Source organism: Staphylococcus sp. KUGN1, assembly GCF_045984185.1.
GTDB classification, from domain to species: domain Bacteria; phylum Bacillota; class Bacilli; order Staphylococcales; family Staphylococcaceae; genus Staphylococcus; species Staphylococcus warneri_A.
Genome location: NZ_JBJQIL010000003.1, coordinates 194,860 through 217,192 on the forward strand (window position 1 = coordinate 194,860; position 22,333 = coordinate 217,192).

The window sequence follows — 22,333 nt, forward strand, 5'->3', positions numbered from 1 at the left end:
AGAGGACTTTTTTATACTACAATGCTTAAAAATTTACCTACATATAATTACCAGTTACAATTGTAAGCGAATATAAAAGATAAAGAGGTTAATTCATATGAATTCAAAAGTAGCATTAGCATTAAGTGGTGGCGGTCATTATGGTATCGCATTTCACATTGGATATTTAAAAGGTTTATTTGACAAAGGACTCGATTTAAGAACTGTGGATTATATCATTGGTACATCTGCAGGGTCTCAAGTAAGTACAACGATATCGTCGATGATTGATTGGGATACAATTTGGCAGGAACAAATTATTGAAAAGGTTAATGAAACAACACCTATTTCTGATAAAGAAATGGGAGAATTATTCCATGCTTTTGATCAATTAGCGAAAGAAAGTAAATCAACTAAGGCTTGGGTTGATGGTATGGGTGAAATCTCTAAAAATACTCAGCCACATGTATCATTAGAAGCACGTCGTGATATGATTAGACATCGTTTAGGTAGTGTGCCATTAGAATGGAATGACAAACTAAATATTGTCGCAACAGAATTAGAGACATCTGAACGTAAAGTATTTAATGCACAATCTGGTGTAGCATTAATAGATGCACTAGCAGCGAGTTCTGCGTTACAAGGCGTATGGCAACCGATTCCAATTAGTGGATACCACTATTATGATGGTGGGTCTTATTCAATGGAAAATCCGGATGTCGTTGATGATGTAGATAAAGTGATTGTGTTAACTACTAACTTACCAATTGAAACACCATATGCGCTTGATCAACTCGTAGAACAAATGAAAGCTGATGGGAAAGATATTTATGTTGTAAAACCTAGTGACGAAGTGGTGTCAATTTTACAAGCTTATCAATATAATACTGTGAATGCTGATATGAGAGAAGAAATAGCACAAGCAGCCATTAAACAAGGTGCTGCAGATTATGAACAATTAAAGTCTTTTTTAAACACATAGATGAATTGATATAATATATTATTCTTTGTATTGAAAGGTATAGTTAAAAGTATTTAGGGGAGTTAAACATCCTAGATGCTTAAGACTATGCCTTTTATATTTGTAAAAATAATATGATGAATAGTCCTATTAAGATAAAAATCGTTATTGATAAATCGTAATTAATCCGATAAAATGTAAAACGTAATAATTACTATTTGCAAATAAGAGAGGGCGTATATTATGGCTAAAATTCCAGTAACTGTATTAAGTGGATATTTAGGTTCTGGTAAGACGACATTATTAAATCATATTTTACAAAACAGAGAAGGACGACGTATCGCAGTTATTGTAAATGATATGAGTGAAGTTAATATTGATAAAGACTTAGTGGCAGAAGGCGGGGGCTTGTCACGTACGGATGAAAAATTAGTAGAGCTATCTAATGGATGCATTTGTTGTACATTAAGAGATGACTTACTCAAAGAAGTTGAACGTATTGTGAAAAAAGGTGGCATCGATCAAATTGTTATAGAATCTACAGGTATTTCTGAACCTGTACCAGTGGCTCAGACATTTTCATATATAGATGAAGAATTAGGTATTGATTTAACAGCGATTTGTAGGTTAGATACGATGGTTACAGTTGTCGACGCAAATCGATTTATCAATGATATTAATTCAGAAGATTTATTAATGGATCGTGATCAAAGTGTAAGTGATGAAGATGAAAGAACGATTGCTGATTTACTGATTGACCAAGTAGAATTTTGTGATGTAATGATTATTAATAAAACAGATTTAGTTTCCGAAAAAGAATTGGGACGTTTAGAACAAATCTTAACTACATTACAACCGGATGCTAAGATCATTAAAACAGTTAATTCAGAAGTCGATTTAAAAGAAGTATTGAATACACAGCGTTTTGATTTTGAAAAGGCGAGTGAGTCTGCAGGGTGGATTAAAGAATTAACAGAAGGTGGACATGCTGAACATACACCAGAAACAGAAGAGTATGGGATTTCTTCATTTGTGTATCGCCGTCGACTTCCATTTCATGCTGAAAGATTTAATGCATGGTTAGAACAAATGCCAGATAATATTGTAAGGGCCAAAGGTATTGTTTGGTTAGCGCAATATAATCATGTCGCTTGCCTGTTATCACAAGCAGGATCATCATGTTCGATTCATCCAGTGACGTATTGGGTAGCAAGTATGTCAAAGGCTCAACAGGAGAGTATTCTGGAAGAACGTCCTGATGTTGCTGAAGAATGGGATATAGAATATGGAGATAGACATACACAATTTGTGATTATTGGGACAGATTTAGAGAAAGAAGAGATTATTAAATCACTAGATCAGTGTTTATTAGATAGTCGTGAAATCGATGCGGATTGGTCACAATTTTCAGACCCATATCATTGGACTATCACACAACAATAATTACAATGGATGAATCAAAAAGTTTCACGTGAAAAAAACATATAAAAATAAAGGTACGCAATGATACTACTTTAAATGATAATTGTAGTGATTTGCGTACCTTTTGATATTATTTAATATTATCTTTTACAAATTGACCTGCTTTACCTTTAAAAGATTCACCGCCAGCCATCTCTTGTTTGGCATATTTGTCAGTAGAATTGTTCCATAAATTATAACCATAAGTACGTAGACCATAAATTTTTGAATATTTACTATCTAACATTGGAGAACCTGAGGCACCTGCTCTAAAGATATCTTTAGTCATTATTTCAGTACCATTGGCTGAAAATTGTGTGAATCTTAATTGACTGTAATAGGCTTTCGTATTATCACCATTTTGCCAAGGGTAGCCTAGTGAATAAAGTGGTGTATTAAATTTTAGACTATTGATTTCTTTATCTGATGCGATACGAATAGGCTTAGCATATTTAGACATTTTTTCTTTAGTATGTACAATAGCAATATCATAATGCGGTAGTTTTTTAACATTAGATGCATGGAATTTGTATGGGATATGCTTGCCATCACGATTCATTGCGAAAGTAATATATTTAGCGGAAGCAGCTTTTCCATTTTTATCATCGATGACATGTGCATTGGTAATTAAAGTATGATCACCAATTACAGTGCCTGTTCCCATCGAATCCTTACCTTTCCCTTTATGACCGTTCATGTTAGATACACGACCAATGGCTTTTAAATTATTTTGATTCGCTTTCGTATAATGTTGAATGCTAATCGAACTTTTACTAATTTTTTTAGCTTTTTGATATGCTTGTTGATCTGAAGGATAATTTAATCCATCACGATAGTAATAATCTGTATCTGCATGTGCCTGGTTTGACAGTGTGGCTGTTGTAGACATTGCAAGTGAAGCGATTAATGTACTACAAATCATTGTTTTAATTGGTTTGAAATATGGCAAAATATAAATCCCCTTTGTGATTGGTTAGTATGAAATCATTTAAAATATGTGTTTATCCATTTTTAAACTTTGTTATCCCCAATTATATGCGAAATAAGTTGTATTACAATAGAAAAAGCAAATCTTTTTATAATTATTTAATGATATTAATAAAATGATTATTTGTTAATTTTAGGATAAAGGTTCAAATATTAATCCTTTCAACTATAGTGCCCATCTACATGTTTATATATCAAAAATATGGTGTTACCAAATAATTTCACGAAATATCTATATCTTTTCTTATATAGATATGATAATTTTTATTATAAAGAAAAATCATTTTATCCAATGAGAGGTTAGAATAAAGCTCCTCAAGGTTTCATTAGACCTTAACGATGTGTTAAACGTTACATTTAAACTAGATGCTTCTAAAAATTTGACGTATTGTGAGCTAATCGGGGGAAATCCTGATATCGAGATGTCACATTTTTCTTATAAAGTGGGGCGTTTCTTTTTGTTCTAATCTCTTTTTTTATATCATCTATCATAGATTTTAAAAAAATAAACAGAGATGATGTACAATAGCTATGTATAGATGGAGTGTGATATGGATGCTTTCAATTATATTTACAGCGATAGTTTTATACACGGCAACTGCCATAGATTTGTTAGTCATTTTATTAATTTATTTCGCTAGAGCACATACTAAAAAGGAATATCGAGATATTTATATAGGCCAATTTTTAGGATCGATGACGTTAATTATTATTAGTTTATTTTTTGCTTTTGTATTACACTATGTTCCTGAAAAATGGATGCTTGGATTATTAGGTTTAATACCCGTTTATTTGGGCATTAAAGTTGCTATTTTTGATGATTGTGAAGGAGAAAAAAGAGCAAAAGATGCTTTAAATGATAAGGGTTTGTCAAAATTAGTGGGGATTGTTGCTCTGGTGACGATAGCAAGTTGTGGTGCAGATAATATTGGTTTGTTTGTACCTTACTTTGTGTCTTTAAATTTCAGTCAGCTTATTGTGACGCTCATTGTATTCGTGATTCTTATTTTTGTACTTATTTATACAGCACAACGGTTAGCCGATATTAAGGATATTGGAGAAATCGTTGAAAAATTTAATCGTTGGATTATGGCAGTTGTTTATATAGCTCTCGGAATCTTTATTATAGTTGAAAATGATACGCTAACTACACTATTTCATTTTATATTTTAACTATGCAATAGATGCTCTCGGCCAAAAATAAAAGAGGTGGGAATAAGTCCCACCTCTTTTATGTATCATGATTTATTATTTGAAGAAACCAAGGATTGTTTTGATGATTGAAATGATGCTTGTTACGATTTCCATGATTTAGTCCTCCATTTCTATCAATTGTAGTTTATTTTGGGTTTGTACAAGTTTTGAAGTAATCTTATTGTTTGTTGCCTTTAACAAGGTCGATGATTGTTTTAACTAAAGAAATGATACCTGAAATGATTCCCATGATAATATCCCTCCAATTCAAATTTTTAGTGAAATCTAGGTTTGTGTAGCAAGTAATAAGGTGAATTATTTGCTACCTTTAACAAGGTCGATGATTGTTTTAACTAAAGAAATAATACCTGAAATGATTCCCATGATAATTACCTCCCTCGATTGATTTGTTAATTACATTGTAACGAGGATATTCAGTAGATATGGTGAAATTTCCTAACTCGTATGTTAGAGGTCATAAGTGGTTCGTTTAAATGAAAACAGTACAGTCTTTCATGCCTAAGTGTGTACTGTGTTGGAATCGTTTACATTCACTTTACAAAGTTGTTTTAAAGTTGTAATATAATGACTTTTTTAGAGAAAAGTCTCTTGATTTGTATGAAGTTTGACATAATAAATAGAATCAACTATATTTATATTGTTATGCTCAAAAGTAAAATTAAGCCTTAGCTAGCGATGTATGCTAATTATTTTTTAAGTGTATGTCGAAAGACAAGGAGTAATTAACGTTTGAACGGATATATTGATAAGCAGGTAGCTTTTTAAATGGAAATAGAATCAATCAAGTAAATGAAGGATTTTAACATAGATAGTACATTAAGATACATACTTTTTAGATAGAGAATGTATGCTTTAGTATTGAATGTTGAAATCTTAATGATAATATTTCAAGTTAAAATGAAGCCTACAGTAGCAAGTTTCTCATTTGTAAAAATTGGGGAAGTGACTATTGTAGGCTTTTTATTATACATAAATTTAAATGATCGAATCTTTATCAAGGAGGTATCTAGAGTCAGTATGAGTGTACTCTTAATTTTGTTTCTTATTACACTGTTGCTAGCAATGATTAGCGGATTAATATTTTTATCTGCTTCGATTCCTACGCAATATATCAAGATACATATGTATATTATTGTTTTACCAATCATAGTAGGCCTAATTGGATTATTTACAGTAAATAATCCAATAATCATCGGACCTTTTACGTTAGATAAATTAGCGTGGTTAATGGGAAGTTTTATTTTAATATTAGGGTTTATTATACAAAAGTTTTGTGTACGTTATTTGCTTGGTGATAAAAACTATCGACAATACTTTCCGCTGTTTACACTCATTACTGTATTTGCGTCTGTCGCTTGGTTAAGTGGGGATCTAAGACTAATGGTTTTAAGTTGGGGTGCAACGTTGTTGTGTCTGACTTTATTAATCAGGGTCAATCGATTCTGGAAAGTGCCGCATGAAGCGGCGAAAATTTCAGCTAAACTGTTTATCGTTGGATGGTTATCACTAGTGATTGCCGTGCTATTGTTATTTGTTTCAACTGGTCATTGGTATATCGACGCAGTAGCTGTTGATTATAGTCACCTGTCTTTTGGTATGAAATTGATTATTGATTTATTTATTGTGCTTGCTGTGATTATCCCAGCGGCTCAATTTCCCTTCCAAAGTTGGTTGATAGAATCTGTTGCGGCGCCTACACCTGTATCAGCAATTATGCATGCAGGTATTGTAAACGCTGGGGGTATTATATTAACACGCTTCTCTCCAGTATTTGACAACCCAATCGCGATTACAGTGTTGTTATTCATCGCGAGTGTGTCTGTATTGTTAGGTTCAGGGATAAGCCTTGTTCATGTTGACTACAAACGTCAACTTGTTGGGTCGACGATGAGTCAAATGGGCTTTATGTTAGTGCAATGTGCATTAGGTGCATATTCAGCAGCTATTATACATCTAGTATTGCACGGTGTATTTAAAGCTACATTATTTTTACAATCTGGTTCTGTTGTGGGTAGATTTAATATTCCTACACCACTCACAGCTAAGCAATCATATAGTTGGATTGTACTTGGCAGATTGTTAGCGATAATGAGTGCATTTGCTTTCTGGTTCAATAGTGATCATAGCGCATATGAATTAATTAGTGCACTTATTTTAGCATGGTCATTAATGGTGTCATGGAATCAACTCGTTGCATTTAGTAAATCTGCAATGGGCAAAGTAATTGGTATCGGCATGATTGTTATTGTTGCCTTAGTGTATATCGTGACACATCATTTCTTTAATTATTTATTAAACACAGTGCATATTAGTGTGACACATCCCCCATTACTAAGCAGTATATTAAGTATTGGCATCATTGTATTTGGAAGTATTCTAAGTATTTGGGTAGCACGTCATCGAAATTCACACACCTTTGCTGTGTTGTATTTATGGCTAGTTAAATTGGGTGAAGCTAAATCTGCATCCATTGAAAGCCATCCGAATTATTTGAAAAAGTATTTATAAAAGGGTGAAAAATATGGTTAATTCACAACAACAGAATGATATAGCAATGATTGTTTCAAATGCGAAACGTGTTATTACACCGTTGTCTCCGATTTCGATTTTTGCGGCAAGAAATCCTTGGGAAGGTTTAGAAAACCAAACTTTTAACGAAGTAGCAACTTGGTTGAAAGATATCAGAGATGTTGATATTTATCCTAATCACAATGCTATAGAAGATGCTAAAGAACATGGAGAAATCGATGTAGATATTTTTGAATCTTTATTAAATGATGCACTTCAAACGGCGGAAATTAATATTGAAACTGACCTTGAAAAACGCTATATCAATAATATTCAACATATTAAGCGTGTGCCAGATCACCTTTTAGGTAATCAAATACGTCGTGATATTTTGAGATCATTGCCGGATCAAATTAAAAAGAATAAGCAAACAGATTTACACAGACCTAAGAGTGCGGACCGTGTTAATCATAAAAATGAAAAGTTAATTGATGAGGTAGATGTACATATCATTAAGTGGTCTAAATTATACTTAGATCAATTTCAATCGAGTTGGACGATGCCTAAACGAGAAGAAGGCTTTTATACAGCGTGGTTACACTTAGCACAACATGACCCTGCTTTAACTAAAGAAGCTAGACAATTGATCCGCCACATGCCATCAAAGTCACATGAATTAATTAATCATGTATTAACCAAGTTAGATATTACTAATGATAATAGGCAATCTTATATAGAAGGTCAGTTACTGGCTTTGCCTGGATGGGCAGGGATGATGTATTACAGAGCGGAAGAAAATGAATCAGAGCGGGAGCTATTAACAGATTATGTAGCAATCAGATTAGCTATCGAATATGTATTATTAACCACTACTAAAGATCAATTTCAATTATCAGAGTTACATCATCATAAAGAAATTGAATTCGTTTGTGCGTTTATATTTTATGCGGAATTATCGTTAGAAGAATGGCTTAACCTATCAGATGAACTAAAGTTAAGATATCTTAATTTTGCGCGTCAATTTCAACGTCAATATTTTCAAAATTTATGGCTTAACGCTTGGGAAGAAACGCATGAACGCGACTTAGTCAATACGATTTATGAATCGCAATCTGGAAATAAGTCTCAAAAGATACAAGCGCAGTTAGCATTTTGTATCGATGTCCGTTCTGAACCATTTCGTCGCCATCTTGAAGGTGAAGGACCGTTTGAAACGATTGGTATTGCTGGGTTCTTTGGTTTACCTATAAAAAAAGAAGTGATTGATGCTCAATTTGAGCATGAATCTTTACCGGTGATGGTGCCACCAGCATATAAAATTCAAGAATATGCAGAACGACATAAACTAGAACGTTATCAACAACAACAACATACGATTACATCAATGTTTTATACATTTAAATTAATGAAACATAACGTGTTACCTAGTTTATTATTACCAGAATTAAGCGGACCATTCTTAAGTATAAATACGATTGCTAATACACTCATACCTACCCAAGCTAGACAGTTTGTTCATCGTTTTACAAAGAAATGGCTTCAAAAACCTGAGACAAAATTATCAATTGATCGTGAACATCACGTGTATTCGGAATTGCCAATCGGATTAACAGAGGAAGAACAAATTCAATTTAGTAAGCAAGCATTACAATTAATGGACTTAACCAAAGACTTTGCACCACTCATCGTTTTAGGCGGTCACGGTAGTGAATCGCATAATAACCCATACCATTCTTCTTTAGAATGTGGTGCATGTGGCGGTGCGTCTAGTGGTTTCAATGCTAAGTTATTAGCTATATTATGTAACCAGTCATCAGTCAGAACAGCACTTAAAGAAGATGGCATTATCATTCCAGATGAAACTGTATTTGTGGCAGCCGAACATAAAACGTCTGTAGATGAATTAGAATGGATTTATGTACCAGAATTAACTGAAAGTGCAAAACAAGCCTTTGATTTATTAGAATCAGTTATGCCTCAAGTGAGTTACAAGTCTAATTTAGAGCGTTTAGCACATTTACCAAACTTAGATAAAGTACATAAAGATCCAGTTGCTGAAGCATATCAATATGCAAGTGACTGGAGTGAAATTAGACCTGAATGGGGCTTGGCTAAAAATGCAGAATTTATTATTGGGAAACGTTCGATTACTGAAAATAGTAATTTAGAAGCACGTGCATTCTTGCATAATTATGATTGGTCACAAGATGAAGATGGTCATATTCTGAATACAATTATTTCAGGCCCAGCGCTTGTTGCACAATGGATTAACTTACAATATTACGCATCTACTGTGGCACCTCATTTTTATGGCAGCGGTAATAAAAGAACGCAATCTGTAACATCTGGACTTGGTGTTATGCAAGGGAACTCCAGTGATTTGATGTATGGTTTACCATGGCAATCAGTGATGGCACAAGATAATGAAATTTATCATTCACCCATACGTTTATTAGTTGTTATTCAAGCACCAGACACACATATTCAAAGATTACTTAATGAAAATCAGAAATTTGCACAAAAAGTGGACCATGGATGGGTGAGACTAGCTAGCATAGATGAAAAAAAAAGTTGGAAAGATTGGTAAAATATAGGCGGTATATTAAAAAGTAATTGTAGATTATAGCGATGATCCTATTATTTCCGAATAGTAGATAAGATGTTAAACTATAGTTAATTAATGTTTAGGAGTCGTCTATATGAAAAAATCTAAAGGTGTATATGAAGCTGAAATCAGTAAAGCCATCACGCAATGGGAAAAAGATTTTTTAGGTAGAGGTTCATTATCGGTTAAGACAGACATATTAAGAGATATGATCATTATCAATTTACAAGGTATATTAACACCTGCAGAATATCGTGTATGTGAGACCAGTGAAGGATTGTTAAATATCAAACGCACAAGATCTGAATTAGTAGAGTCAGGACAAGATGATCTCAATGACCTTATATATGAAATTACTGGTGTCAAAGTAAGTAGTTTTCATAGTGATTTGAGTACAGTTACTGGAGAGAGAGTAATTGTATTTAAATTAGAAGATAATTTTGAGAAAATGATTAACCAAGGTTAAATTTTATAAAGCAGTATGATCTTACGAGAATGAAAAGGTCATACTGTTTTTTATTTCAAATATATTAAATACATAATGTAGACATATAGTCGATAAATAATACCTAATAAATTTGGAATTATAACCATAGTGGCGATTAATTTGTCACCTTTGAAACCAATGACACATAAAATGATAGGTATCATATAAAGGACAAATAACCAAAATAATAATGTTTCGAATGATGGATGGATAGGTAAGAAAAAGCGAAATAATGTAATTAATAATGCGAGATAAATCATAATTATTTTGCTCATAATGAATGCCTTCCCTACTATCAAGCACAATGGATTAGTGTATGTGGTACAAGGTTTAATGTGTGATAGTCATATATTTGAAATTTATAATTATTTCAATTATACAATATTTTATATGCAAAAGGTATTAGAAATAAAGAATGCTATAGTATTTCATTTTATATTTTATAATCGAATATTATAAGGTACGTAATATAAAAGAATCAGTTATAATACATATTAAGATTTCAAAAATGAAGGGATGGTTGTTTATGAAAAGGAATATACATCATCAACCAATAGGTGAGTCCGTAACAGATTTTGAACCGCTGAATTTCCCGGATATTAAACAATTAGACGGACGGTATAGTTCATTAGTTAAATTAAGTGAAACACACATTAATGATTTGTTTGACGTATTATGTAATGAAGATAATGATGCGAATTGGACTTATTTGTTTAGCGAACCAATCCATGATTACGGTATTTTTTCAGAGTATATTAAAGGTTTAATGTCTAATGTAAACTCGTATTATTTTGCTATTATTGATCATAAGCGTGAAAAAGCGTTAGGTTACTTATCATTAATGAATATTGATTCGATTAATGGCAAGATAGAGGTTGGAAATGTCCATTATTCAAATGGATTAAAAAAGACGAAAGTCGCCACTGAAGTTCAATATTTGCTAGCGAAATATGTGTTTGAACAATTAGGGTATCGTAGATATGAATGGAAGTGTGACAGTTTAAACGAACCTTCTAGAAAGGCAGCATTGAGATTAGGGTTTACTTACGAAGGTATGTTTAGACAGGCAGTAATATATAAGGGACGTAATCGGGATACAACATGGTACTCAATGATTGACAAGGAATGGCCGATATTAAATGAACGTTTCGAACAATGGTTAAGTCCGAATAATTTTGATGAAGCCGGTCAACAACGTATTCGATTACAAGATATAAATAGGGCACGAGACTGAGCGAATTTCCTTTTGTTTTTTATAAAATAGAGATAAGGAATGATTGAATAAGATAAAGAGATAAAGGAGAAAGTATGAAAAATAGACGGGCAACAACAGGTATGTTTACGATTCCTTTATTTATCATAAGTATGATGATATTTATTTTAATGGCTGTCGGCGTTATACAAGATATACCATTTTTAAAATTTGTCGATAGCCATTCACTAGACTGGTTTACTACTACATTCGGTACGCCACAACGTCAATTTGAAGGAGACATGTTGAACTATTATATGACATTTTGTGCCACGATTGGTGATGTTAGTGGTGTCATTGTGATGTCAGTGATCATTACAATAATATTATTATTTAAATATCCGCGTTTAGCTATATGGTTTATTTGCACAATATTAAGTGGAACATTAATTAATATTTTGATTAAAATGACAATCGAACGAATGAGACCGTATAATCATTTAGCCATTGACTCAGGGTTTTCTTTTCCTAGTGGGCACTCTAATGCGAGTACATTGTTTTTTATCACTTTATTGATTGTGGTGATGCCTTTAATTAAAAGAGCGGTCTTTAAATCTATTTTGAGCGGTCTTGCATTAATATTATGGATAAGCGTTTTGATTTGTCGATTATATTTCCATGCGCATTATCTGACAGATGTGGTTGGTGGAGTGACTTTAGGTTTAACCTGGATCGCTTTATGGTTAATGGTTTATCCACTGTTTGAACGAATCAAGTTTAAAAAGAATAAACATGTTATACATTGATAATTGTAAAATGAGAATGGATATATAGGCATGTTTCCGTTGTATATACGATAATTAAAACTAGGGGAGTTATTTTATGATGAATATTAAATCACCAAGTCCACTTTATTTAAAAGGGACAAGTCAACAAGCTATATTGTTATTACATTCATTCACAGGTACTGTTAAAGACGTAAAGCATCTTGCTACAACGTTGAATGAACAAGGATTCACGTGTTATGTACCTAACTATCCTGGTCATGGATTACCGGTTACACAGTTTATTAAGTATGATGTTAACGATTGGTGGGCATGTGTGCAAGAAGCGTACCAGTTTTTAAAGGAAGAAGGGTACGAAGTCATTAATGCAGCCGGTGTATCGTTAGGTGGATTATTTACATTACGATTAGCTGAAAATGTTGAATTAAATCGTATCGTAGTGATGTCTGCACCTAGCGAGAAAACAGAAGCTGGTATTGCTTGGCGCTTAGAAAAATATGGCAAACGCATGAATCAGATAATGAGGCTGTCTGAGGATGAGAGTGTTGAATCATTAGCCCAAATTGACCAATATCAAGATGAAATTAAAGTATTTCAAGGTGTTATTAATGATATTATGTCAAATTTACATGATATTAAATCGACTGCTAGAATTTTATATGGTGGACAAGATGAAGCGGCTTATGAAGAAAGTGCACACTATATTTTTAATCAAATTAGTAGCGATAATAAATCAATTCAAGATTTTCCACTCAATCAACATTTAATGACCCACGGTGAAGGAAGAGATGAATTAGAACAAGATATCGTTGAGTTTTTCACTCAAAAATAAAAACTAGCAATAAGGTGGTGTTCAACTGTGACGAGAACATTTTTATTAACCTATATTACGATTTCAGGCCACAGATATACAGAATTTAAGACTTTTGATAAGGGCATCGATAAGGACAAATGTGTTAGAAGAATTATAGATGAGTTTGATGAATTACCTTATCTTTATCTAGAAAAAGGTGATTCAATACATTATATTAATGTCGATCATATTGAAAGTTTAGAAATTGAAGAAGTAAATGATGGCCAAACGATTACTTATAGTAGCGAAGATTAAAATATAAAGAATAGTCATAACTGATGCTAATCAATGTATTAAATGAAAGGCAACGTTATGGGCTGTTCTTTTTTTATTATTCTGACAATTTGTATGAATATTGCACTTATAACTAACTAATGGTAAAGTGTTACTTAAGTACGTAAACGCTTTAACGCATTAAAGGAAGTGAGTGAATATGAGTAAGCAATCAGAATGGAAAACTTCTACTGGGTTTATATTAGCAAGTGCCGGTTCCGCAATTGGATTAGGAGCAATGTGGAAGTTTCCTTATATGGCTGGTATATATGGTGGTGGCGCCTTTTTATTAATGTTTTTAATTTTTACCATTTTTGTAGGACTGCCATTATTAATTATGGAATTTACAGTAGGGAAAATGGGAAGAACGTATACAACTCAAATCTATAGTAAACTCACAGGTAAAAAGTGGCTCAATGTGATTGGGTGGAACGGGAATTTAGCAGTTTTTATATTGTTTGGTTTCTATAGTGTCATTGGCGGATGGATTATTATTTATATGGGGAATGTTATTTGGCAAATATTAAGTTTAAATACAACTCACCTGACACAACTCAATTTTGAAGCAATGATTAGTAATCCATGGCTTACTGTTTTAGGACAGGGTATTTTTATCTTCTTAACGATGATCATTGTTATGTTAGGTGTAGAAAAAGGGTTGGAAAAAGCATCCAAAATCATGATGCCACTATTATTTATCTTTTTAATTATTGTAGTGGTAAAATCATTATCTTTAGACGGATCGCTAGAGGGTGTGCGTTACTTGTTACAACCTAGAGTGGAAGATATTTCAATTGAAGGTATTTTATTTGCGTTAGGTCAATCATTCTTTACCTTATCATTAGGAACAACTGGAATGATTACATACGCAAGTTATGCACCGAAGACAATGACTATTAAATCATCAGCGGTTTCCATTGTATTGATGAATATTTTAGTTTCGGTCTTAGCGGGCTTAGCTATTTTTCCTGCTTTGAAAACATTTGGTTATCAACCACAAGAAGGTCCAGGATTATTATTCAAAGTACTACCGCTTGTATTTGATAAAATGCACTTTGGTATTGCCTTTTATCTGATGTTTTTAATTTTATTCTTATTTGCAGCGTTAACATCATCCATTTCACTGTTAGAATTAAACGTTTCTAATTTTACGAAAAATGATAATACGAAACGTCAACCTGTCGCATTGATCGCAAGTATACTGGTCTTTTTAATTAGTATTCCAGCGACATTATCATTTGGAAGTTTGAGTGGCGTTAAATTTGGCGCAGGTACAATATTCGATAATATGGATTTTGTCGTTTCGAATATATTAATGCCTTTAGGGGCACTTGGCACAACATTAGTAGTAGGACAATTGTTGGATAAACAGCTGCTACAAGAAAGCTTTGGAAGAGACAAATTTAAATTGTTTTTACCATGGTATTATTTAATTAAATTTGTAATGCCAGTAGTCATTATTTTAGTATTTATTGTTCAATTATTTTAATTTATACGATGAGAACAACATCATTATAAATGCCATAGGGCTTATCGAAATTTAAATTTCGATAAGCCCTATTTGTATTAATTGGCTAAAATATGCCAGATATTTTTGATGATTATACAACTTACGATGAGTACGATAACACTTGAAACTTTATTTAGAATAATAATATATTTTCCTGTTTTATCGACCGAACCTATCATTTTACCGAGTATCGCTAATAGGATAAACCAAATCCAAGATACTAACATAGTAGCGCCAGCAAATAATATCTTTTCGGTGCCATGATACATAGACGCACTTGTTCCAATTACACCAATCGTATCCATTATCGCGTGAGGATTAAGTAATGAAACGGATAATGCGAAGCCGATTTGTTTTTTTGCGCTCATGGGTTCCATATGTTCTAAATGACTAGGCTTTTCATTCCATAATGACCATGCCATATATAATAGAAAGGCGAGACCAATGATATAAATGACTAACTGTAAAATAGGAAGAGACATTAAGATTAAGGATACGCCTAAAATAGCTAACACAATTAAAGTAGTATCACATAAGCCAGCTGTGACGATCACTGGTAATGCTTTAGTTAATTTCTTTTGATTTGCACCTTGATTAAATACAAATACATTTTGAGCACCTAAAGGTAGAATCAGACCTAGTGCTAATAAGAAACCGTGAATGATCGGTTGCATAAAAAATACCTCTCTCACTTTTGACTTGAAATTAAGTAAAATGATAAATTCAGAAACAAATATCAGAATATTTAAAAATATTATACAAAAGCAATATATAATTTTCAACATTGAATTATTTAGCCATTTTAAAAAGCCCTAGATACATCATTACGAATGTATCTAGGGCATGAAAATATATCGATTAAATATGATTTTACTTATGATTGTTGGACGGCTTCTACTAATGCATCCGCTGCAAGAAGTCCAAGTTTATTAGAAGCCAGTGGGCTATCGCCAGTTAATAATTTACGATCTTGATGAGTTTGGCCACTCATTTCTTTATTTACAACTTGAAGTCCTTGTTTAGTCAATAAATCAGCGACTAACCATTTAAGTTTACCAGGTAAATAACCGATATCGATATTTGCGCCTTCATCTAATGCATCTGGGAAGACACATACAGAATATCCTTCAAATGGAGATTTTTCTCTATTTAATCCAGCAGATAATAATGCTGCCGGGCCGTGACATAATGTGATAACAAATTTATCATAATCTAATGCCCAATCTAAAGCTTGTTGAACATCTTCACTTTCAGAAATACCAACAACAGCGGCATGTCCACCAGGGATAAAGAGTGAAATATAATCTGAATCAGGGCCAAGTTCATTTTTGATGACTTCAGATAATACTTTAGGTTGTTTTAATTTTTCTTTTAGCTTATTATATGTTTCTTGTACTGCTTCATCTTCCGTAGGCATTGCCCAGTGCTCTAGTTTGACAGGGTAACCAGTTAATGTAGCGACATCTACATCGAAGCCTGCTTCCATTAAATGGTGTAACGGTAATAGCATTTCAACTGGATGATTTCCTGTTGAAAACATTTTACCGTTTTCTAATAATACATAACGCTCTTCAGCGGCAATCATTAATACTTTCCATTTGCCACCAGTATAAGCATTTTTATGATTAACACCATTAAAATCTGTTTTAGGCGCTGTATATTGACTTAATGAATATGGTGAAGGGAAAAATGCATTATCCTCCGCTTTGTCAGGGGTTGGTGCTTTACTTAATTGACTAGAATCTTGAGTCATTTATATTCCTTCTTTCCTAAGTTTGTATGCTTATATCCATGAAAATAGTCTCTTAAACATTCAATAACGCATTCATCATACTGAATCATCAATAAAAAAGTGTACTTAGACATCATGGTTGAGTCAAAGTACACAGGTTTAATGATCTATTGAATATTTTCGAAAACAACATTTTGTTTTTTTAATTCTTCTTCAATGTTTTTAGGAAGACTACAATTTTTAAATGTGACATGATCAAAGATACAATGTTTTAATTTGATATTTTCAAATGTTGAATTGCTAATTTCTGTCTTTTTAAAAACAACATTTTTAAATACAGTATCTGTGATTTTAACGTCGCTAAAAGTATTTCCGTCGAATACAACATCTTGGAATGTTGTATTATTGATCGTTGTTTCATCAAATGTTGTATTTTCAAAAGAGATTTTTTTGAAGAGGTTTTTATAAAAATTCACTTGTTCAAAAATACAATCATTCATACTACTATTAACCACTTTACTGTTAGAAATAGCATTAATATTTTTGAAAATACCTTCATCAAAATTACAATTTTTAAAGCGACCTTTATTAACTTCTAATTCATCGTACATTGAATTTCTAAAATTAGTCGCTGTATGGCTCAAGTTTTTATAATTTTCTTTAGTGAATACAGATAATGATAGGTCTTTATTTGACATCTTATTGTGAACTCCTTTACTTGTATTATCCATGAAAATGTATGAACGGTATTATCATTATCATAACAGAATAAAGTAGATGACACATTTGATTGAATTTAAAAATAATGATGTAAAAAAATATAAAAAGTTATAAACTATGAAATTGCAAATTTGTGTACAATCCTTTATAATTCATACCTGTTAAATAAGAATTAATTAATCCATTTGAGAAAGAAGGGAATGTTCAATTTTCCACTGAATAAAGGATGATTGAATATATAGAATATGATTGCATATGACTTAATAGGAGAGACACCACTCGTGTTATTAGAGAGTTTTAGTGATGAAGACGTAAAAATCTATGCGAAACTCGAACAATTTAATCCAGGCGGAAGTGTAAAAGACCGACTAGGAAAGTATTTAGTTGAACAAGCGATTGAAGAGGGGCGTCTACATCGTGGTGATACCATTGTAGAAGCTACAGCTGGTAATACAGGGATTGGTTTAGCAATAGCTGCCAATCGTTACCAACTTAATTGTGTGATATTTGCACCAGAAGGCTTTTCCGAAGAGAAAATATCAATTATGCGTGCTTTAGGTGCTGATGTTAAAAGAACTGTAAAAGCTGAAGGCATGATAGGTGCACAACAAGTTGCCCGACAGTATGCTGAAGACACGCAATCGATTTATATGAATCAATTTGAAACAACACATAATCCAGATGCCTATACTCATACATTAGGTAAAGCGTTAACAGATGAACTAAATCATATTGATTACTTTGTTGCTGGTGCTGGCTCGGGCGGTACATTTACAGGCGTCGCGAGACACTTACAACCATTAGGTGTTAAAAATTATATCGTCGAACCTGAGGGGTCGATATTAAATGGCGGTCCAAGTCATACGCATGCCACAGAAGGTATTGGTTCAGAAAAATGGCCTAGCTTTCTAGAGAAATCATTAGTAGAAGGTATTTTTACAATTAGTGATCAACATGCCTTTGATAATGTAAAAGCCATCGCTAAACAAGAAGGGTTACTAGTAGGTAGCTCATCCGGCGCTGCACTTCAAGGTGCACTTGAATTAAAAAAACAAATAGATAAAGGGATTATCGTGACGATATTCCCTGATGGTAGCGACCGATACATGTCAAAACAAATATTTAGTTATAAGGAGAATGAGAATAATGAATAAAAAAACACAAATGATACATGGCGGACATACAACAGATGATTATACAGGTGCTGTAACGACTCCAATTTACCAAACAAGTACATATTTACAAGACGATATCGGAGATTTACGCCAAGGTTATGAATATTCACGTACTGCCAATCCAACACGTGCGTCTTTAGAAAGTGTTATTGCAGACTTAGAACATGGTAAACATGGTTTCGCATTTGGTTCAGGCATGGCAGCTATTAGTGCAGTGATTATGCTATTAGATAAAGGAGACCAGCTTATTTTAAATTCAGATGTATACGGTGGTACGTACCGCGCTTTAACAAAAGTATTTACACGCTTCGGATTAGACGTAGATTTTGTAGATACAACCAATATTGAAAATGTTGAGAAATATATTAAACCAGAAACAAAAATGTTATATATCGAAACGCCTTCTAATCCATTATTACGTGTGACAGATATTAAAGGTGCTGTAGCGATTGCTAAAAAACATAACCTTATTTCTGTAGTAGATAATACATTTATGACACCTTATTATCAAAATCCATTAGATTTTGGTATTGATATAGTTTTACATTCTGCTACTAAATATATTGGTGGACATAGTGATGTAGTTGCAGGATTAGTAGTGACTGCAGACGATGAATTAGGAGAACGTATAGGCTTTATCTCAAATTCAACTGGTGGTGTGCTTGGACCACAGGATAGCTACTTATTAGTAAGAGGAATCAAGACGTTAGGTTTACGTATGGAACAAATTAATCGTAACGTAGAAGCAGTGATTGATATGTTACAGTCTCACGATAGTGTACAAAAAGTATTCCATCCAAGTATTAAAAGTCACTTAAACTATGATATTCATGCTGCACAAGCAGATGGACATACAGGCGTTATTGCATTTGAAGTGAAAGACACAGAAGCTGCGAAACAAGTGATTCATGCTACGCAATATTTCACGTTAGCTGAAAGTTTAGGGGCAGTAGAAAGTTTAATATCAGTTCCTGCATTAATGACACATGCATCTATTCCAGCAGATGTACGCGCTAAAGAGGGTATCACAGATGGATTAATCCGTTTATCAATTGGTATTGAAGACACAGATGATTTAGTCAATGATTTAAAACAAGCACTTGATACATTAAACTAATGCTATCACTATTTTTAAGGTCTAGGGAGTTGTCCCTAGGCCTTTTTTGAGCAATTACATAAATAAAGTTAAGAATCTTTCATTAGAATCTGAATTGTGTTAAAGTAGTTAGACAATCGAATATCTTGATAATCAAGGTAAATAGAGGTGGCTTAAAAATGAATGATGATAACAATCAAAATGATGTTAAACATGATGATATGGTGACTTCATTTAGAGGTTTAGGACGGCGAGTTGTTTTATACCAACATAAAATTGCAGAACAATTAGATGTATATAACCATGATTGGACTACGATTGATATGTTAAGTGAGACGGGGCCTATCACTGCTGGTGAATTAGGTAGAAGAGTTGGACTTACAACGGGAAGTGTTACAGCATTGGTCGATCGATTAGAAAGAGCAGGCTATGTTAAACGTGAGCGTCATCCTAAAGATCGTCGAAGTATTATGATTGTTCCACAGTATGAAGATAAATCAGAAGTACAACACGCTTATGAAACATTGAATCAACATATGACTGAACTGACAAATCAATATACGGCAGAGCAAATGGAAACCATTCAGTCGTTTCTAAAAGCAACAACAGCTATTTTAGATAATGAAATTGAACGTAAGAAATAAAATAAAGAAAAAGAAGGTCTGAATTATGAAAATTAATCATATTAATATAACGGTCAACGATGTAAAAACAACGCGAGCATTTTTTGAAAAGTATTTCGATTTAGTTTGTATTGGTAGTGCTGGCAATATGTTTGCAGCTATGAATGACGAAGATGGATTTCTGTTTAATTTAATAGAAGGAGAAAATATAAAATATCCAGATACATTCCATATTGGTTTCCCGCAAGAAAGTAAAGAAGAGGTGGATCGTATACATCAAATCTTAAAAAATGACGGGTATGAAGTATGGGATCCTGAAATGGCGCATGCAACATATACTTTTTACTTTAAAGCACCAGGCAATTTTACAGTAGAAGTTTATTGTGAAGTACAAGAAAAAACAGAAACATATGTACACTCATATTTTGCAGACTACAATAAATAGCATTTAAAATATTGGCAATTTGAAGATATGAAATATAAATAGTGACTGAGACATGTTGAATTGTCTCAGTTTTTTAATGTAAACATAAAGACGAAAAAATTTTCTTATAATTCATAATTTAGCTAATATTGTGCGTGTTTCAAATCGAGATTATTCCCATATTGTCAGGGTATGCGAATAATGTAGATTAATTTTATGAGAGGAGTATTTGAATGATTTTTGAAACAATGGAACAAGAAGATTATGAACAAATAGTATTTTGCCAAGATCAATCAACGGGTCTAAAGGCAATCATTTGTATTCATGATACAACGCTTGGACCAGCATTAGGTGGTTGCCGCGTGAGAAATGATTATGCATCAGAAGAAGAAGCAATTGAGGATGCTATGAATTTAGCACGTGGAATGACATATAAAAATGCTGCAGCTGGCTTAGACCTTGGTGGAGGTAAGACAGTAGTGATGGGATCACCTAATAAAGAAGATGAAGAAGCATTCTATAGAGCATTAGGGCGTTATGTTCATACATTAAATGGTCGTTATTATACAGCTGAAGATGTAGGTACATCAGAGCATGAAATGAACCTTATTCATAAAGAAACACCTTATGTTTGTGGTACAAGTAAGTCGTTCGGCTCAGCAGGTAATCCAAGTCCTATGACAGCTTATGGTATATATATTGCTATGAAGCGTACGGCTTTAGAACAATTTAATGGTGAATCTCTTGAAGGTAAGACCATAGCAGTTCAAGGTGTGGGACACGTGTCCTATGAACTTTGTCGTCTTTTACATGAAGATGGTGTTAAGTTGATTGTTACTGATATTAATAAAGATAATGCACAGCGTGCAGTAGATGAGTTTAATGCGACATTTGTTGAACCAGATGATATCTTTTCAGTAGAAGCGGATATTTTCGCGCCATGTGCACTCGGTGGTATATTAAATGACGATACAATTCCTCAATTAAAAGTTAAAGCGATTTGTGGTTCAGCAAATAACCAATTAAAAGATGAAAACAAACATAGTCAAATGTTAGAAGAAAAAGGTATATTATATGCACCAGATTATATTGTGAATAGTGGTGGTGTAATCAACACTGCTGATGAGTTGAATGGATATAATGAAACGCGTGCTAAGGAAAGTATTGAAGGTATAGATAAAATTGTGAAACATATCTTTGATATCGCCAAAGAACAACATAAAACACCATTAGAAGCGTCACAACATTTTGCAGAAACACGATTGAAACAAATGTCCCATATTCAAGATATTAGAAAATAAAATAACAGAAAATATCAATAAAGCAACCCAGGATTAATGTCCTGGGTTGCTTTTTAGGATGAAATGATAGTTAAAATGTATAAACAAAATATCATGGAATTTTAAATTAACGAATGAGGAGATTAAAAATTAAATATGAATATTCGGGTTTATTATTAATGAATTCGGTTAATAGAAATATACGAAAGAACAACTTTATTATTTTATGCATATAACATCATAAAATTTAATTTCTGAAATATTAATTGATTATTAAATGTAACGACAAATTGAATTGAGTTCCAAATAATTTGCAAACAAATGTTTTATTTATGTCGATTTGCCAAGAGTTGTGATTTTATTTCTAAAAAAGAATAAATACTTTTTCGTTTTTAGGTAATAATAATTCTATTTACTTTTGAATATAAAGCGTGGATATATATGGTTTTGCAACATTTGTAAATTTT

The 22,333-nt window shown here is 32.8% G+C and carries 22 protein-coding genes and 1 pseudogene; 16 read left to right on the top strand and 7 right to left on the bottom strand.

Translation table 11 applies throughout. The features are described from left to right. Window positions 1–97: 97 nt before the first annotated feature. Entirely contained in the window at window positions 98–961 is an 864-nt protein-coding gene (locus ACJQQZ_RS09450; RefSeq protein WP_124228241.1) for a patatin-like phospholipase family protein, read from the top strand. 222 nt (window positions 962–1,183) lie between these two features. Further along, the gene (locus tag ACJQQZ_RS09455; protein ID WP_107533227.1) at window positions 1,184–2,383 is read left to right on the top strand and encodes a GTP-binding protein; all 1,200 of its coding nucleotides are present in this window, start codon (window positions 1,184–1,186) and stop codon (window positions 2,381–2,383) included. A gap of 109 nt (window positions 2,384–2,492) precedes the next feature. On the opposite strand, the gene ACJQQZ_RS09460 is transcribed toward ACJQQZ_RS09455, so the two are convergent. Further along, window positions 2,493–3,350: a trypsin-like serine peptidase gene (locus ACJQQZ_RS09460; RefSeq protein WP_080496605.1), complete on the bottom strand. Its 858-nt coding sequence runs from the start codon at window positions 3,348–3,350 to the stop codon at window positions 2,493–2,495. A gap of 593 nt (window positions 3,351–3,943) precedes the next feature. Between ACJQQZ_RS09460 and ACJQQZ_RS09465 the strand changes: the two genes are divergently transcribed. Further along, the gene (locus ACJQQZ_RS09465; protein WP_124228242.1) at window positions 3,944–4,561 is read left to right on the top strand and encodes a CadD family cadmium resistance transporter; all 618 of its coding nucleotides are present in this window, start codon (window positions 3,944–3,946) and stop codon (window positions 4,559–4,561) included. A 199-nt stretch (window positions 4,562–4,760) separates the two neighbouring features. Here ACJQQZ_RS09465 and ACJQQZ_RS09470 read toward each other — a convergent pair whose 3' ends face one another. Beyond that, window positions 4,761–4,832 carry a hypothetical protein gene (locus tag ACJQQZ_RS09470; RefSeq protein WP_369008234.1) on the bottom strand — a complete coding sequence of 24 codons (72 nt, stop codon included), beginning with the start codon at window positions 4,830–4,832 and terminating at the stop codon, window positions 4,761–4,763. A gap of 65 nt (window positions 4,833–4,897) precedes the next feature. Beyond that, window positions 4,898–4,966 (bottom strand): hypothetical protein, encoded by a 69-nt coding sequence (locus tag ACJQQZ_RS09475; RefSeq protein ID WP_222422537.1) that lies wholly within the window; start codon window positions 4,964–4,966, stop codon window positions 4,898–4,900. A gap of 654 nt (window positions 4,967–5,620) precedes the next feature. Between ACJQQZ_RS09475 and ACJQQZ_RS09480 the strand changes: the two genes are divergently transcribed. The 3 genes from ACJQQZ_RS09480 to ACJQQZ_RS09490 all read left to right on the top strand — a co-directional run bounded on the left by ACJQQZ_RS09480 (window position 5,621) and on the right by ACJQQZ_RS09490 (window position 10,182). Beyond that, complete coding sequence (locus ACJQQZ_RS09480; protein WP_142996925.1) at window positions 5,621–7,111, top strand: NADH dehydrogenase subunit 5; 1,491 nt, start codon at window positions 5,621–5,623, stop codon at window positions 7,109–7,111. Between the two features lie 13 nt (window positions 7,112–7,124). After that, window positions 7,125–9,698 (top strand): DUF2309 domain-containing protein, encoded by a 2,574-nt coding sequence (locus ACJQQZ_RS09485; RefSeq protein WP_145506142.1) that lies wholly within the window; start codon window positions 7,125–7,127, stop codon window positions 9,696–9,698. A 112-nt stretch (window positions 9,699–9,810) separates the two neighbouring features. Next, on the top strand, window positions 9,811–10,182 hold the full coding sequence (locus tag ACJQQZ_RS09490) for a Na-translocating system protein MpsC family protein (protein ID WP_002451469.1): 372 nt from the start codon (window positions 9,811–9,813) through the stop codon (window positions 10,180–10,182). A 50-nt stretch (window positions 10,183–10,232) separates the two neighbouring features. On the opposite strand, the gene ACJQQZ_RS09495 is transcribed toward ACJQQZ_RS09490, so the two are convergent. Further along, complete coding sequence (locus ACJQQZ_RS09495; protein WP_171970117.1) at window positions 10,233–10,481, bottom strand: hypothetical protein; 249 nt, start codon at window positions 10,479–10,481, stop codon at window positions 10,233–10,235. A gap of 248 nt (window positions 10,482–10,729) precedes the next feature. Here ACJQQZ_RS09495 and ACJQQZ_RS09500 point away from each other — a divergent pair, with 248 nt between their 5' ends. The 5 genes from ACJQQZ_RS09500 (at window position 10,730) to ACJQQZ_RS09520 (ending at window position 14,795) form a co-directional block, all read left to right on the top strand. After that, window positions 10,730–11,437 carry a GNAT family N-acetyltransferase gene (locus ACJQQZ_RS09500; protein WP_002451467.1) on the top strand — a complete coding sequence of 236 codons (708 nt, stop codon included), beginning with the start codon at window positions 10,730–10,732 and terminating at the stop codon, window positions 11,435–11,437. Window positions 11,438–11,511: 74 nt separating this feature from the next. Then, window positions 11,512–12,201, top strand: a complete 690-nt coding sequence (locus tag ACJQQZ_RS09505) for a phosphatase PAP2 family protein (RefSeq protein ID WP_002451466.1) — start codon at window positions 11,512–11,514, stop codon at window positions 12,199–12,201. Window positions 12,202–12,280: 79 nt separating this feature from the next. Next, entirely contained in the window at window positions 12,281–13,012 is a 732-nt protein-coding gene (locus tag ACJQQZ_RS09510; protein ID WP_241005004.1) for an alpha/beta hydrolase, read from the top strand. Between the two features lie 27 nt (window positions 13,013–13,039). Further along, window positions 13,040–13,288, top strand: a complete 249-nt coding sequence (locus ACJQQZ_RS09515; RefSeq protein ID WP_002451464.1) for a hypothetical protein — start codon at window positions 13,040–13,042, stop codon at window positions 13,286–13,288. Window positions 13,289–13,466: 178 nt separating this feature from the next. After that, window positions 13,467–14,795, top strand: a complete 1,329-nt coding sequence (locus ACJQQZ_RS09520; RefSeq protein ID WP_124228247.1) for a sodium-dependent transporter — start codon at window positions 13,467–13,469, stop codon at window positions 14,793–14,795. A gap of 77 nt (window positions 14,796–14,872) precedes the next feature. On the opposite strand, the gene ACJQQZ_RS09525 is transcribed toward ACJQQZ_RS09520, so the two are convergent. The 3 genes from ACJQQZ_RS09525 to ACJQQZ_RS09535 form a co-directional block, all read right to left on the bottom strand. Beyond that, window positions 14,873–15,490 (bottom strand): LysE/ArgO family amino acid transporter, encoded by a 618-nt coding sequence (locus ACJQQZ_RS09525; RefSeq protein ID WP_124228248.1) that lies wholly within the window; start codon window positions 15,488–15,490, stop codon window positions 14,873–14,875. Window positions 15,491–15,690: 200 nt separating this feature from the next. After that, entirely contained in the window at window positions 15,691–16,569 is an 879-nt protein-coding gene (gene hchA / locus ACJQQZ_RS09530) for a glyoxalase III HchA (protein ID WP_075778224.1), read from the bottom strand. Between the two features lie 146 nt (window positions 16,570–16,715). Then, window positions 16,716–17,246, bottom strand: a complete 531-nt coding sequence (locus ACJQQZ_RS09535; protein ID WP_124228249.1) for a pentapeptide repeat-containing protein — start codon at window positions 17,244–17,246, stop codon at window positions 16,716–16,718. Window positions 17,247–17,513: 267 nt separating this feature from the next. On the opposite strand from ACJQQZ_RS09535, the gene ACJQQZ_RS09540 reads away from it, so the two are divergent. The 5 genes and pseudogenes from ACJQQZ_RS09540 (at window position 17,514) to ACJQQZ_RS09560 (ending at window position 21,887) form a co-directional block, all read left to right on the top strand. Beyond that, the gene (locus tag ACJQQZ_RS09540) at window positions 17,514–18,422 is read left to right on the top strand and encodes a PLP-dependent cysteine synthase family protein (RefSeq protein WP_002451459.1); all 909 of its coding nucleotides are present in this window, start codon (window positions 17,514–17,516) and stop codon (window positions 18,420–18,422) included. Beyond that, on the top strand, window positions 18,415–19,560 hold the full coding sequence (locus ACJQQZ_RS09545; protein ID WP_124228250.1) for a bifunctional cystathionine gamma-lyase/homocysteine desulfhydrase: 1,146 nt from the start codon (window positions 18,415–18,417) through the stop codon (window positions 19,558–19,560). The genes ACJQQZ_RS09540 and ACJQQZ_RS09545 overlap by 8 nt, the downstream gene beginning before the upstream one ends. 158 nt (window positions 19,561–19,718) lie before the next feature. Next, on the top strand, window positions 19,719–20,183 hold the full coding sequence (locus ACJQQZ_RS09550) for a MarR family winged helix-turn-helix transcriptional regulator (protein WP_145506137.1): 465 nt from the start codon (window positions 19,719–19,721) through the stop codon (window positions 20,181–20,183). Between the two features lie 25 nt (window positions 20,184–20,208). Beyond that, a pseudogene (locus tag ACJQQZ_RS09555) lies at window positions 20,209–20,547 on the top strand (VOC family protein); the annotation flags it as partial. Window positions 20,548–20,819: 272 nt separating this feature from the next. Beyond that, window positions 20,820–21,887 carry a Leu/Phe/Val dehydrogenase gene (locus ACJQQZ_RS09560; protein WP_124228252.1) on the top strand — a complete coding sequence of 356 codons (1,068 nt, stop codon included), beginning with the start codon at window positions 20,820–20,822 and terminating at the stop codon, window positions 21,885–21,887. Window positions 21,888–22,333 lie beyond the last annotated feature (446 nt).

What these genes read in the sequence shown, in the direction of transcription:
- ACJQQZ_RS09455 (WP_107533227.1), top strand. Translation starts at nt 1,184, where the DNA reads ATGGCTAAAATTCCAGTAACTGTATTAAGTGGATATTTAGGTTCTGGT.
- ACJQQZ_RS09525 (WP_124228248.1), bottom strand. Translation starts at nt 15,490, where the DNA reads ATGCAACCGATCATTCACGGTTTCTTATTAGCACTAGGTCTGATTCTA.
- ACJQQZ_RS09505 (WP_002451466.1), top strand. Translation starts at nt 11,512, where the DNA reads ATGAAAAATAGACGGGCAACAACAGGTATGTTTACGATTCCTTTATTT.
- ACJQQZ_RS09520 (WP_124228247.1), top strand. Translation starts at nt 13,467, where the DNA reads ATGAGTAAGCAATCAGAATGGAAAACTTCTACTGGGTTTATATTAGCA.
- ACJQQZ_RS09490 (WP_002451469.1), top strand. Translation starts at nt 9,811, where the DNA reads ATGAAAAAATCTAAAGGTGTATATGAAGCTGAAATCAGTAAAGCCATC.
- ACJQQZ_RS09450 (WP_124228241.1), top strand. Translation starts at nt 98, where the DNA reads ATGAATTCAAAAGTAGCATTAGCATTAAGTGGTGGCGGTCATTATGGT.
- ACJQQZ_RS09485 (WP_145506142.1), top strand. Translation starts at nt 7,125, where the DNA reads ATGGTTAATTCACAACAACAGAATGATATAGCAATGATTGTTTCAAAT.
- ACJQQZ_RS09465 (WP_124228242.1), top strand. Translation starts at nt 3,944, where the DNA reads ATGCTTTCAATTATATTTACAGCGATAGTTTTATACACGGCAACTGCC.
- ACJQQZ_RS09550 (WP_145506137.1), top strand. Translation starts at nt 19,719, where the DNA reads ATGAATGATGATAACAATCAAAATGATGTTAAACATGATGATATGGTG.
- ACJQQZ_RS09560 (WP_124228252.1), top strand. Translation starts at nt 20,820, where the DNA reads ATGATTTTTGAAACAATGGAACAAGAAGATTATGAACAAATAGTATTT.
- ACJQQZ_RS09500 (WP_002451467.1), top strand. Translation starts at nt 10,730, where the DNA reads ATGAAAAGGAATATACATCATCAACCAATAGGTGAGTCCGTAACAGAT.
- hchA (WP_075778224.1), bottom strand. Translation starts at nt 16,569, where the DNA reads ATGACTCAAGATTCTAGTCAATTAAGTAAAGCACCAACCCCTGACAAA.
- ACJQQZ_RS09545 (WP_124228250.1), top strand. Translation starts at nt 18,415, where the DNA reads ATGAATAAAAAAACACAAATGATACATGGCGGACATACAACAGATGAT.
- ACJQQZ_RS09535 (WP_124228249.1), bottom strand. Translation starts at nt 17,246, where the DNA reads ATGTCAAATAAAGACCTATCATTATCTGTATTCACTAAAGAAAATTAT.
- ACJQQZ_RS09510 (WP_241005004.1), top strand. Translation starts at nt 12,281, where the DNA reads ATGAATATTAAATCACCAAGTCCACTTTATTTAAAAGGGACAAGTCAA.
- ACJQQZ_RS09480 (WP_142996925.1), top strand. Translation starts at nt 5,621, where the DNA reads ATGAGTGTACTCTTAATTTTGTTTCTTATTACACTGTTGCTAGCAATG.
- ACJQQZ_RS09540 (WP_002451459.1), top strand. Translation starts at nt 17,514, where the DNA reads ATGATTGCATATGACTTAATAGGAGAGACACCACTCGTGTTATTAGAG.